Origin of the sequence: Natrinema sp. CBA1119 (assembly GCF_002572525.1) — an archaeon.
Classification (GTDB): domain Archaea; phylum Halobacteriota; class Halobacteria; order Halobacteriales; family Natrialbaceae; genus Natrinema.
This window is the reverse complement of the sequence record NZ_PDBS01000001.1, coordinates 1,183,474-1,196,410: the sequence shown is the minus strand read 5'-3', so window position 1 is coordinate 1,196,410 and position 12,937 is coordinate 1,183,474. Positions and strand designations below refer to the sequence as shown.

11 protein-coding genes are annotated in these 12,937 nt (G+C 64.2%); 6 read left to right on the top strand and 5 right to left on the bottom strand.

The genetic code is table 11. The annotated features are described in order from the left end of the window. Nucleotides 1-31: 31 nt before the first annotated feature. From CP556_RS05855 to CP556_RS05830, 6 genes are all read left to right on the top strand, one after another. A complete protein-coding gene (locus CP556_RS05855; RefSeq protein WP_098724764.1) occupies nucleotides 32-1,324 on the top strand; it encodes an MFS transporter in 1,293 nt (430 codons plus the stop codon). Nucleotides 1,325-1,435: 111 nt separating this feature from the next. Next, nucleotides 1,436-2,977, top strand: coding sequence for a molybdopterin-dependent oxidoreductase (locus tag CP556_RS05850; RefSeq protein ID WP_098724763.1), 1,542 nt, complete (start codon nucleotides 1,436-1,438; stop codon nucleotides 2,975-2,977). A 301-nt stretch (nucleotides 2,978-3,278) separates the two neighbouring features. Next, the gene (locus tag CP556_RS05845) at nucleotides 3,279-4,697 is read left to right on the top strand and encodes an ABC transporter substrate-binding protein (RefSeq protein WP_176548135.1); all 1,419 of its coding nucleotides are present in this window, start codon (nucleotides 3,279-3,281) and stop codon (nucleotides 4,695-4,697) included. A 102-nt stretch (nucleotides 4,698-4,799) separates the two neighbouring features. After that, on the top strand, nucleotides 4,800-5,753 hold the full coding sequence (locus CP556_RS05840; RefSeq protein ID WP_098724761.1) for a carbohydrate ABC transporter permease: 954 nt from the start codon (nucleotides 4,800-4,802) through the stop codon (nucleotides 5,751-5,753). Next, nucleotides 5,750-6,622, top strand: coding sequence for a carbohydrate ABC transporter permease (locus tag CP556_RS05835; RefSeq protein WP_098724760.1), 873 nt, complete (start codon nucleotides 5,750-5,752; stop codon nucleotides 6,620-6,622). Before CP556_RS05840 ends, CP556_RS05835 begins: the two co-directional genes overlap by 4 nt. 44 nt (nucleotides 6,623-6,666) lie before the next feature. Beyond that, a complete protein-coding gene (locus CP556_RS05830) occupies nucleotides 6,667-7,752 on the top strand; it encodes an ABC transporter ATP-binding protein (RefSeq protein ID WP_098724759.1) in 1,086 nt (361 codons plus the stop codon). Between the two features lie 6 nt (nucleotides 7,753-7,758). Here CP556_RS05830 and CP556_RS05825 read toward each other — a convergent pair whose 3' ends face one another. The 5 genes from CP556_RS05825 to CP556_RS05805 form a co-directional block, all read right to left on the bottom strand. After that, nucleotides 7,759-8,334: an RDD family protein gene (locus CP556_RS05825; protein ID WP_098724758.1), complete on the bottom strand. Its 576-nt coding sequence runs from the start codon at nucleotides 8,332-8,334 to the stop codon at nucleotides 7,759-7,761. A gap of 75 nt (nucleotides 8,335-8,409) precedes the next feature. Next, on the bottom strand, nucleotides 8,410-8,691 hold the full coding sequence (locus CP556_RS05820) for a hypothetical protein (protein ID WP_098724757.1): 282 nt from the start codon (nucleotides 8,689-8,691) through the stop codon (nucleotides 8,410-8,412). Nucleotides 8,692-8,811: 120 nt separating this feature from the next. Further along, nucleotides 8,812-10,062 (bottom strand): acyl-CoA dehydrogenase family protein, encoded by a 1,251-nt coding sequence (locus CP556_RS05815; protein ID WP_098724756.1) that lies wholly within the window; start codon nucleotides 10,060-10,062, stop codon nucleotides 8,812-8,814. A gap of 272 nt (nucleotides 10,063-10,334) precedes the next feature. Beyond that, complete coding sequence (locus tag CP556_RS05810) at nucleotides 10,335-11,585, bottom strand: acyl-CoA dehydrogenase family protein (RefSeq protein WP_098724755.1); 1,251 nt, start codon at nucleotides 11,583-11,585, stop codon at nucleotides 10,335-10,337. 146 nt (nucleotides 11,586-11,731) lie between these two features. Next, nucleotides 11,732-12,937, bottom strand: coding sequence for a thiolase family protein (locus CP556_RS05805; protein ID WP_176548134.1), 1,206 nt, complete (start codon nucleotides 12,935-12,937; stop codon nucleotides 11,732-11,734).

The following is a 12,937-nucleotide window of genomic DNA, read 5'->3' as shown; positions in this document are numbered from 1 at the left end:
CCGGGCGCTCGAGTCCGTACATATCACGACGATGTCTGAGGATCACACCTACTCGACGGCGGAGATCAGGACGATCGCGCTCGCGGTCATCGCCGGCGTCTTCTTCGGTGGTGTCGCGACCGGCGTCGCCTTCCCCACGCTCCCGTTGCTCGACGAGAAGCTCGTCATCTCCGCGATCATGCTGAGCCTGATCCTCTCGGCCAATCGGATCGCCCGGCTGTTCATGAACACGCCGGCCGGGACGATCATCGACCGGGTCGGCGCGCGGAAACCGATGATCTTCGGGCTGTTCACGCAAGCGCTGGCTCCCTTCGGCTACGTCATCGGTCTGCACACGCCCCCGACCGATCTCGGAACGCTGCCAATACTCGGCGACGTGTCGCTGCCGGGCGTCGTCTTCGTCCTCTCGCGGCTGTTCTGGGGGGTCGGCAGCGCGTTCGTCTTTATCGGCGCGTTCGCCACGATCACGTACGTCACGACGGCCGACAACCGCGGTCGCTGGGTCGGTTACATGCGTGGCGGCCAGTCACTAGGGTTCCCGACCGGGCTCGTCCTCGGCGGCCTCCTGACCGATCTCGCGAGCATGCAGACGGCGTTTCTCACCGCTGGCGTGCTCGCCCTGCTGGCCGGGATCATCGCGACGGTCGTGTTGCCGGACGTTCACGCCGGTGCGGAGGGCCGAGCGGCGAAACTCCGCGAAGTCCCGGCGTTGCTCGTCAGTAATCCGACCGTCCTCCTGATCGGCTACGGCAACTTCACCGTCCGCTTCCTCTGGGGCGGCATCATCCTCTCGACGCTCGCCCGCTACGCGAGCGACTACGGCCTCGAGCTGTCCGCCCTCGGTGCCGCCGGGATCAGCGGGGTGGTGATGGGGTTGGGCGTCGTGACGTCGGGATCGCTGACGGTCGTCACCGGCTGGGTGTCGGATCTGGTCAGCGACCGGACGCTGCTGACGGTGCCCGCATTCCTGTCGATGGGCGCGGGTTTCTTGATCATCGCCTACGTCCCGACGATCGAGGCGCTGCTCGGCGCGATCGTGCTCGTCGGCGGCGGCATGGGCGCGGCCGCGCCCGCCATGCTCGCGATCATGGGCGATCTCACGCCCGGCGACGAACTCGGCCGGATGGGCGGTGCCTATCAGGTGATGGGCGATATCGGACTCAGCCTGGGTCCGTTGATCGCGATTCCGGCCGTCGATAGCTGGTTCGGCTACCAGACGACCTACGTGCTCTGTGCCGCGCTCGTGTTGAGTTGCCTGACGATCGTTTCGCTCCCGCTGTTGCGCAACCCCGAGGTCTCGCGAGCAGGAGTAAAAGCGGACTAGGGCGGTAGTCACTGCGTCGATCGACGGCCGTCCGGCGCGGTTCGGAGTCGGGATCTCTCCTTCCGTGTACGAAGCTTTCATGTTTGGCCGCGGCTATTGTTACGTACTATCATGGCAAAGTCTCGCACGGGAGAGGTGGCCGCCCGGGCGCGCCCGTGGCTTCCCGCAGTCGCCGTGGCGCTCGCCGCGGGGCTGGGCGCCGTCGGGGGCTCGTACCTGTCCGTCGGCCGACGGCCGGCATTCGTCGTGGAGCCGTTCGACCGACTCGTGTTGCTGCTCAGTCCCGACGCGCTCGTGGCCGTTGCGATCACCCAACTCGGGACGCTCGGTCACCAACTGGCCTTCCTGACGGCCATTGCAGTGACCTGTACGGTCTTCGGGCTGGCTGCCCTGCCCGGCGCGGCGTTCCTGCTGGGTCGCGGCCCTGCTCCCGGCGCGTTGTCTCGAGGCGGCAGCGCTCTCCTCGGCGTGATCCTCGGGACAGTCCCTCCGGCCATCGTCGCGTACGGACTGACGCGCTCGCAGCCGTCGACGCTCGGCGTCGCCGCCGGCGCGGGATTCGTTCTGCTCGCGACGGCCGGAGCGTCCGCGCTGCTCGCCGGTGAACGCCGTTCCCTCGGCTCTCCCGCCCGGCGACGCGTCCTCGGTGCCGTCGGGTCGGCGATCGGCGTGAGCGGGCTCGCACTCTTCGTTCAGGGCACCGGCGAGGAGCCGTTCCCGTCGCCCCTCGAGATCCCCGAGGACGCCCGTCCCGAGGTCCGGGAGCTGCTCACGCGAGCGAAAGACCAGTCGTTCGGCGTCGAGGGGCTCGAGCCGCTGGTCAGCACGGACTTCTACGAGGTCGACATCGGTAACGTCGATCCCGACGTCGACCCCGAGGAGTGGTCCCTCTCGATCACGGGCGCGGTCGCGGAGGAACGCGAATACGATTTCGCTGACCTCGAGGGCATGACCCTCGAGGATCGCTTCGCGACGCTGCGGTGCGTCGGCGACCAGCTTAACGGCCGGCAGATGGACACCGCGCTCTGGAGCGGCGTGCCGGTCCGACAGCTCCTCGAGGCGGCGGAGCCGGCGGGCGATCGGGTCATCTTGCACGGAGCCGACGGCTACTACAACGAGTTCCCGATCGACGCATTGTGGCCGGGACTGTTGGCCTATCGAATGAACGGCCGGCCGCTGCCGCGGGCACACGGCGCGCCGGTGCGCGCGCTCGTCCCAGGTCATTGGGGCGAGATCAACGTGAAGTGGCTGACCGAGATCGAGGTTCGCGACGAGGACACGATGGGCTACTGGGAGCACCGGGGCTGGCACGGCACCGGCCCGGTCAACACCGTGGCCAAGCTCTGGCAGACCCGTTCCCTGGGAAGCGGCCGCTACGAGGTAGCTGGCCACGCCTACGCCGGAACCCGAGGTATCGAGGCCGTCGAGGTTTCGACCGACGAGGGCGACACCTGGGTTGAGGCCGAACTCTCCGAGCCCCTCCCCGGCGACGACGTCTGGCGGCAGTGGCGTCACGAGTATGGAGCGGGCGGGTGGCACAAAGTGATCGTTCGGGCCCGCGACGGAGACGGGAACCTCCAGATACCCGAGGAGGACGGCCCGCGACCCGACGGTGCCACCGGCTGGGTTTCCGAAACTGTCGGACCGCAGTGAGCACCGGATTCGTTTTGGACTATCGTCGTTCCGGACCGAAATCTTCGGTATCCCCCGGTCAGGTGTTCGTTTTCGTACGCGAGCGCTGATCGGCTGTAGTAGCCACTGTCAGTCACTGCACACCCGATCACACGACTGCTGTGCGAATCGTTTCAGTTGCGACTATCTCCCATTGATCACGACCTAATCGAACGAAACAGGGGTCTTTACTCCGAAACCAATGTATGAACTGTGCGAAAAAACATGAGGTTTATATGGTTGTAGCGGTATGCTATCAATAGCCAATATGGCTTGAGACTGAATGACACGGGACAATATCAACAGACGACGGGTGCTTACGGGAGCGGGTGTCGGAATCGCTGGAGCAATGGCTGGCTGTCTCGGTGGTGGTGGTGGCGACGATGACGTTCAGTTTCTTACGGACTACTATAACGACGCGTGGCAAGCGCTCTGGGATGAGCTTGAGCCCGATTTCGAAGACGAGACCGACATCCAAATGTCCATCGAGGAAGCCGGGATGTCGGGGAGTCAGGAGTCGCGGCTCTCGCAGCTGATTCAGGCGGGCAATCCGCCGGAAGCGAACACCTCCACGTTCGACCAGGTGGCCGATATCTGGGAGACGGATCAGCTCGAGACCGTCACCGACGTCGTCTCGTCAATCGAGGAAGTAAACGGGGAACTGAACGCCGGCGGCGCGTTCCTCGGTGAGGGGGACGACATCTATCAGATCCCACACGGTGTGTACGTCTCGAACTTCCAGTATCGCGCGGACGTTTACGAGGCGCTTGACCTGGACGTACCCGAGACCTTCAGCGATATCCTCGAGAACGCTCGAATCATCGACGAGGCCGGCGGCGACCTCGAGGACATGCGCGGATACGGACTGGCCGGCGCACCGACTGGCAAGAGCCAGGACGAAATGCTCGTCCTGCTCGCGAGTTCGGGAATCTCCGGTATCGGCCTCGCCTGGAAGGATCCGGACGCCCGCGAGGAACTCGAGATCAACTGGCCCGAGGACACGGTGATCGAGGTACTGGAGTACGTGGACGAACTCTCGCAGTACTCGCCGGATCCGACCAGCATCGGGTGGTCCAGCTCGCTCAGCAGTTGGGTGCAGGGGAGCTACGGCCAGTGTTATCACCTCAACGCCTGGCCGGCCGGCGTCACCGCACTGACCGCCGAGGCAGAAGACAGCGATGCGCTGCGTGGGGTCGCCGAGGACACGAAGGTCATCGCCTACCCGATGCTGGACGGCGTCGATCCGGACGAGAACTGGCTGTCCGCGCCGGCTCCCGACGGCTACCACATCTTCGCGAACTCCGAGCGGCCGGGCGACGCCAAGGAGTGGTTCGAGTGGCTCTACGCGGACAGCATGGAGCGCACCGCGAGCTTCTACGGGACGGATCCCGGTCGGTTCCTGCCGACCTACTCCGACGTCCTCGAGTCCGACGCGTTCCAGAACCAGGGTATCTACCAGGCGCATCCGCACCTGGTCGAGAAGCTCCAGTACTGCCAGGACGAGATCTGGGGCAACCACTACGGCAGCGTCGAAGAGGCCAACACCTCCTCGCCGGTGTCGCTGTACATGCAGCGTCAGTGGTTCTACGGCGAGATGATCAACCGGGTCGTCACCGACTCGATGAGCCCACAGGAGGCCTACGATTGGGGTTACGAGCAACTCGAAGAGGCGTTCGCAGAGGCACAGGACACGTTCGGATAGTCGATACGGCGCAGCCGGCTCCTTTCGACCGCGTCAGGGCGGAGCGAATCGTTTATGGGTAACCGTGAGATTAACATACATGCATGCAGAGGAGACCTAGATATGGCCAGTGAAACCGGAGAATCGATACGGCCCGGCAGGACGTACATTCCGTGGGACGACCTGCCGGTACAGCGGGAGACGATCGCCGGTATCGGGACCGTTCTCCCCGTCGTCGTCCTGTACTTACTCATCGCGGTGCTTCCGATCGTGTTCGCGTTCTGGGCATCGTTACACGAGATCCACACGCTCAATCCCGAGTGGCAGTGGGCCGGACTGTCGAACTATCGGGAAGTCCTGAACATCTCCACGTTCTGGGACTCGCTGTGGCGGGGGATCGTCTACATGGTCGGCAGCACGCTCCTCCAGCTCGCCGTCGGGCTCTGGATGGCGCTGGTGCTCAACCGTATCACCCGCGGCCAGAAACTGCTCACTGCAGTGGTCTTTACGGCCTACCTGATCCCGACGATCATCGTTTCGCTGGTCGCGATGCGGGTGTTCGACCCCGCCGGCGGCGTCTTCCAGATGATCGGCGCCGAGTGGCTCGGGCTGTGGGGCGGCCAGGAGGCCCCGCTCGGCTCGCGAGAGTGGGCCATGCAGCTGCTGATTCTCATCGGGACCTGGAAGTTCGCCGTCTTCGTCACCATCTTCACGCTCGCGCAGTTGCGCGCGATCCCGGATCGGTTCTACGAGGCGGCGAAGATCTGTGGCGCCAACCGGTGGCAGATGTTCCGTGACATCACGCTGCCGCGGCTCATGGGGATCGTTTTGGTCGTCGTCCTGCTTCGATCGGTCTTCATGTTCAACAAGTTCGATATCATCTGGCAGCTCACGGAAGGCGGACCCGGCGATGCCACGACGACGCTGCCCGTGCTGGCCTACAAGACCGTCTACACGGACCAGGCCTACGGGCTCGCCAACGCGATCTCCGTCGTCATGTTCCTGTTCCTGCTGGCGTCGGCGATCATCTACTTCAAACTGTTCAACCCCAGCGAGGAGGTGGAGACGACAACATGAGTCAGAGCGAACCACCGGGAGGCGTTTTCGGCCTCTCATACGACGGCGAGACGAGAGTCTCTGAGGCACTGAAACTCGTCAGTACCGCGATCATCGTGCTCGTCGGTGCCTGGCCGATCTACTGGATGACCCAGCTGGCCTTCACCCAGTACGAGACGGTAGAGGACTCAGTCACCGTCTTCCCGACGCCGGACATCTTCACGTTCGACAATTTCAACGTGCTGACTGATCCGGAGATGTACACCTACATGTTCAACACTGTCGTGGTGGCTATCGGGACCATCGTGACGGTCGTCCTCGTCTCGCTGATCGCCGGCTACGGCCTCGCGAGGCTGGAGTTCCCCCAGAAGGAGAACTTCGCGCGGATCCTCCTGATCGGGTACCTCTTCAGTCCGATCGTCATCGGGATCCCGCTCTACCAGATCTGGCAGAGCATCGGACTGCTCGGGACCCGGTTCGGGCTCATCATCGCCCTCTCGGCGATCTCGATGCCCTTCGCGGTCTGGCTGATGTGGAAGTACATCATGACGATCCCGGAGGCCCACGAGGAGGCGGCCTGGGTCGACGGCGCGTCACGGTGGCGAGGCTTCCGCGACGTCGTCGTGCCCCAGTGCCGACCGGCGATCATCGCCGCGGCCCTGTTCGCCTTCGCGCTCGCCTGGAACGACTTCACGTTCGCGCAGATCCTCTTGCCCCAGACCGACACCACGACGTTCGCGCCCGGTATCCTCCGTGCGATGGGGCAAGCACAGTTCCTGCCGGAGGGCTACCTGATGGCGATCTCGTTGGCCATGACCCTGCCGCCGCTCCTGTTCGCCTACTTCATGCAGAGCTATCTGCTGAAAGGGTTCCAGGTCAGAGCCCTCTGAGAGTGCACCACCTTTACAACTAACACCACGAGATAACACAACATATGCCAGACATCGAGATACGGAATCTGACGAAAGTGTACGAGGAATCGGGCAACGAAATCATCGCCGTCGACGACGTCGACCTCACCATCGAGGACGGCGAATTCGTGACGCTCGTCGGCCCCTCGGGCTGCGGGAAGACCACGACGCTACGCTGCGTCGCGGGGCTGAACAAGCCGACCAGCGGGACGATCACGTTCGGCGACCGCGACGTGACGGACAAGCCGGTCCAGGAGCGTAATATCGCGTTGCTCTTCCAGGACATCGCGCTCTACCCCCACATGAGCGTCCAGGAGAACATGGCCTACGGCCTCAAGATCACCGGCTTCTCGCGGGAGGAACGCATCGCCCGCGTCGAAGAGGCCGCCGAGTTGCTCCAGATCACCGACCAACTCGAGAAGATGCCGGCTGATCTCTCGGGCGGCCAGCAACAGCGCGTCGCGCTCGGCCGATCGCTCGTGCGCGACCCGGAGATATTCCTGTTCGACGAGCCGATGTCGGACCTGGACGCCAAGCTCAAGGCCGAACTGCGGCCGGTCATCGAGAAGGTGACCGACGAGATCGGCTGTCCGACGCTGTACGTGACTCACGACCAGGAGGAGGCGATGACCATGTCCGACCGCGTTGCGGTCATCAACGACGGCAAACTGGCCCAGGTCGCCCCGCCGAAAGAGGTCTACGACGAGCCCAATTCGCAGTTCGTCAGTCAGTTCATCGGCCAGCCGTCGACGCAGTTCTTCGAGGGTAACGTCACCTCGGTCAACGGCACCGCCGAACTCGACGTCAGCGGTTACGAGTACCACCTCGCCCGCGACGGCCTCGAGGGGTGGGCCGGCGAGGACGTCCGCGTCGGCCTCCGGCCGCAGTACATCAAGGTCAGCGACGACCCCGAGGCTGGCATCCCGGCGACGCACCTGCTCGATGAGCCGCTGGGCGACGCGACCCACAGCTTCTTCGACACGGAGTTCGGCGAGATCGTCGTCGTCACCGATCCGGACTTCGTGGGCAATGGGAAGGAGTATAGCCTCGTCTTCGACGACGAGTACATCCAACTGTACGACGACGACTCCGGCGTCCGGATCGCCTGACTCGGCTCAGTTCTTTTCGTCGCCGCTCGCTCGGGCGGCTGCGCTCGTATCCGCGTCGGCAGCGACCGCTGTCTCTTGATTCGCCGGTGCCGTTGAGCGGACGACGATCGTGTCGGCCGCGTGGTCGCCGATACGACGACCGCCGGTCACGAGCGCCGACGCGAGGCCGACCACCAGCGGCGGGACGCCGAGTAGATCGACGTATCGAAGCAGGTTTCGCACGGCGCTGGCCCGGAGCGTACACTGGCTTCCATCTTCCATGACTACCAGCAGGCCGCGGTTGACCTTCCCCGGCGTCCGTCCGTAGCGCCACTCGAGAGTAAACGAGTACGTCGCGTAGAGCGGCAGGAGAACGAGCAGCGAGAGTGGGACGACGGCCCCGCCCAGCGCCTCGTAGGGCCCGCTGAAGATCACGCTCGCGACGTAGATCAGCGGGAACTCGATCAGTACGTAACAGACGATCAGATCGATTGCCGCCGCGACGCCGCGGGCGAGCACCACGTCCCGGTCGCTCGCGGTCTCGACTTTCGGTGCCGGTTGTCGCTGGGTCGGCAAGAATCCGTCTAGCTTCCAGTCGATCACGGGCCCACCGCCTCGCCGTTCATGGCGGAATCATTCGCCAGCGGGTACAAAATACCTGCCGTCGTTCGCCCGCAGTCACTCCATGCGGATGTCCGTCCGCAACGTCACGAGGAAGTAACCCAACAGGAAGAGCGTAATCCCGCCGAAGACCTGCGAATCGATCGACAGGTAGCCGTCCACCTGGTACAGCAGGACGCTGGTGACCGCCAGCACGATGATGGCACCGCCGGTTCGCCGCCGTTCCCACAGTTTCTCGAGGGCGATTCCGGCGGTGGATTTCTCGACTGCATCCGACGCTTCGCGGATGTTCTCCAGACCTGCACTCTCCGTTTTCCGCGATGTGGACTCTCCACTCATATATAGCTGCAATTTCCTCCGAGGATTAAATAGATGTGGGTGACAGTGACACGGGAATCTCGTGACGCTCGCTCGGCCGGCGTCGCAGCCCTTCGGCGGGCGAGGCGATTCACTGCGCGATTATTCGTCGAGCGCGTCGATGCGCAGGTCGTCGTCGAACTGCAGGGTGTTCTCGATCTCGGCCTCGTCGACGTCCTCGAAGGCCCAGCGGGCGATCGAGCGGCGGTGGACCTCGTCGGCCCCGTCGACGATGCGGAACTCCCGGACGGATTCGTAGAAGTGTGCGATCGGCAGGTCCTTGCCGATCCCGTTACCGCCACAACACTGCACGGCGAGGTCGATCGTCTCGTTGGTGACGTTTGCGGCGAACATCTTCGACATCGCGACCTCGATGCGGGCGTCGTTGCGGTCGAGTTCGCGTGCGGCGTGGCGAACCATCGTCCGTGCGGCGTGGAGTTGCGTCTCGGCGTCGGCGATGCGGTGACGCAGTGCCTGCTTGTCCTCGAGTTTCGAGCCGAAGGCCTCGCGCTCCTGGAGATAGGCCTTCGCGATGTCTAGCGACCGTTCGGCCATCCCGGAGTAGCGCATGCAGTGGGTGAGTCGGCCGCCGCCGAGTCGCATCTGGGCGATCTGGAAGCCCTCGCCTTCCTCGCCGATCGTGTTCTCGACGGGAACGCGGACGTTGTCGAACTTCACTTCGGCGTGGCTCCCTTCGCGTTCGGTGATGCCGTGTCCGCCGAGGTGGGGTACGTTGCGGACGACATCGACGCCGTCAGCGTCACGCGGGACGAGGATGATCGAGGTGCCCTCGTAGGGGTGGGCGTCCAGATCGGTCCGAACCATCGTCAGGTAGAAATCAGCGTCGAGCCCGTCGGAGGTCCACCACTTGTGGCCGTTGATGACCCACTCGTCGCCGTCTTTGACGGCAGTGCTCTGGAGCATCTTCGGGTCCGAGCCGGCACCGACTTTGGGCTCGGTCATCGCGAACGCCGAGGAGAGCTCGCCTTGCACGAGCGGGCGGAGGTACGCTTCTTTCTGTTCTTCGGTGCCGACCATCTCGAGGGTGTGCATGTTGCCTTCCTGCGGGGCGTTCGCCCGGATCGCGAGCGCGCCGATCAGCGAGCGGCCGACCTGTTCGAACGAGGGCAGCATGTCGCTGAAGTCGAGTCCCTGACCGCCGTACTCCGCTGGCACCTGCGGCGCGAATAGATCCCGTTCTTTGGCCATCTCCCACATCTCGTGGATCTCGTCCATCGTGATCTCCTCGCCCGTGGCCAGCGCCTCGCGCTCGCGCGGAATGACGACTTCGTCCATGAATTCCTCTACGCGACCCGCAACCTCTTTTGCTTTCTCGGAATCGTGGTATTCCATAGTGTGTATGCTGTATCACACCATTGTAAATCTATAGGTGATTATTCCCATCGGTTGGAAACGATCGCGGTACTATCGACACCTCGAGACCCGTCACTGCCCTTCTTCATCTCGTCGTGTCCGCCCTGTCGTGGCCCGCTGTGTCGGTCCCCGTTCGAGCGACTCGGACTCGCTCGAGGACGATGTGCCGGTCTTTCCGGGGACCGTCGGACGGGCATCACGTTCGAGACGGCCGTCAAAAGAGAGAAACGTGAGTCTCGCGGTCGAACGGGTTAGTCGTCGAGTGCGTCGATGCGGAGGTCTTCGTCGAACTGCAGGGTATTTTCGATCTCGGCTTCGTCGACATCGTCGAAGGCCCAGCGGGCGATCGAGCGGCGGTGGACCTCGTCGGCCCCGTCAACGATGCGGAACGCGCGGACGTTCTCGTAGAAGTGTGCGATCGGCAGGTCCTTGCCGATCCCGTTGCCGCCACAACACTGCAGGGCGAGGTCGATGGTCTCGTTGGTGACGTTCGCCGTGAACATCTTCGACATCGCGACTTCGATCCGGGCGTCGCTGCGGTCGAGTTCGCGTGCGGCGTGCCGGACCATCGTCCGTGCAGCGTGGAGTCGCGTCTCGGCGTCGGCGATGCGGTGACGCAGCGCCTGCTTGTCCTCGAGTTTCGAGCCGAAGGCCTCGCGCTCCTGGAGATAGGCCTTCGCGATGTCGAGTGAGCGCTCGGCCATGCCGGAGTAACGCATGCAGTGAGTGAGCCGACCGCCGCCGAGTCGCATCTGGGCGATCTGGAAGCCCTCCCCTTCCTCGCCGATCGTGTTCTCGACGGGGACGCGGACGTTGTCGAACTTCATTTCGGCGTGGCCGCCTTCACGCTCGGTGATGCCGTGCCCGCCGAGGTGGGGAACGTTACGGACGACTTCGACGCCGTCTGCGTCGCGTGGCACCATGATAATCGATGTGCCTTCGTATGGATGGGCGTCGAGGTCGGTTCGGACCATCGCCAGATAGTAGTCGGCACCGAGCCCGTCGGAAGTCCACCACTTGTGGCCGTTAATGACCCACTCGTCGCCGTCCTTGACGGCGGTGCTCTGGAGCATCTTCGGATCCGAGCCGGCGCCGACCTTGGGCTCGGTCATCGCAAAGGCCGTCTGAATCTCCCCCTGCACGAGCGGGCGGAGCCACTCTTCTTTCTGCTCTTCCGTGCCGACCATCTCGAGGGTGTGCATGTTTCCTTCCTGGGGCGCATTCGCACGGATTGCGAGCGCGCCGATCAGCGAGCGGCCGACCTGTTCGAACGAGGGCAGCATGTCGCTGAAATCCAGCCCCTGGCCGCCGTACTCTTCGGGCACCTGCGGCGCGAACAGGTCGCGCTCTCTGGCCATGTCCCACATCTCGTGGATCTCGTCCATCGTGATCTGCTCACCCGTGGCCAGCGCCTCGCGCTCGCGCGGAATGACGACCTCGTCCATGAACTCCTCTACGCGACCCGCAACTTCCTTTGCTTTCTCGGAGTCGTGGTACTCCATATCATTCATGATCGCATACAGCACTGTAAAGCTATAGGTAGCGGTTCGCATGGATTGGCAAATGAACGCGATACTGGCCGCTCCTCGAGACCTGTCGCCCCCCTTCCCACGTCTCGGCCCGCCGCGTCAGTCCCCGATCGAGTGGCTTAGACCCGCTCGATGATCGTCGCGACGCCCTGGCCGAAGCCGATACACATCGTCGACAGTGCGGTGTCCTGCCCCGTTCGCTCGAGTTCGTGGGCCAGTTTCGTCAGCAACATTGCGCCGGTCGCGCCCAGCGGGTGGCCGTGGGCGATCGCCCCGCCGTTGACGTTGACGTCCTCCCAGGACGCGCCGGTCTCCTCGAGCCACGCGCCGACGACCGACGCGAACGCCTCGTTGACCTCGAAGAGGTCGATGTCGCCGACCGTCATCTCGGCCTGCTCGAGGACGTTCTCGGTCGCGGGAATCGGTCCCTTCAGCATCGTCACGGGATCGACGCCGACGACTTCGGTCTGGACGATGCGGGCCATCGGCTCCCAGCCGTGTTCCGCGGCGGCTTCCTCGCTCGCGATGAGCAGCGCAGCCGAACCGTCGACGATACCCGACGAATTGCCGGGGTGGTGGAAGCCCTCGCCTTCCTCGCGGAACGACAGCGGGAGTTCGGAGAGGGTTTCTTCGTCCGTTCCCGGACGCGGATGTTCATCCTGCTCGACCACGACCGTCTCACGGGTCGTTTCACTCCCCGTTCGACTATCCGAGTCGCTTTGCGACTCGCTCTCCTCACCGTCGAGTTCGGTCTCGACGGGCGCGATCTGATCGTCGTATCGGCCCTCGTCCCAGGCCCGCTTCCAGCGGCGCTGGGAGTCGGCGGCGATCTCGTCGAGCCCCTCGCGCGTAAGGTCGTACTCCTCGGCGATGCGCTCGGCGCCCTCGCCCTGCGTGGTCAACTCGTCGAAGTGCTCGAAGTACGTGTCCGTCAGTGAGTCGCCGTCCGACCCCATCGGGACGCGGGTCATGTGCTCGACGCCGCCCGCGATGAGCACGTCGTGCTGCCCGGCCATGACGTTCGCCGCGGCGAAGTTGGCCGCCTGCTGGCCAGAACCGCACATTCGGTTGAGCTGTACTCCCGGCACGATATCGCCCCAGCCGGCGACCATCGGCGCGAGTCGCCCGATATTCATGCCTTGCTCGTCGACTGGCGTCACACAGCCGTAGATCACGTCCTCGATCGTCTCCGGTTCGAAGCCGTTGCGCTCGCGCAGCGCCTCGAGCGGCTCGGCGGCCAGATCCTGTGGATGCGTGTCCCTGAACGAGCCGCCCCGTTTCCCGAACGGGGTTCGGACGGCGTCGACGATGACTGCGGAGTTCAT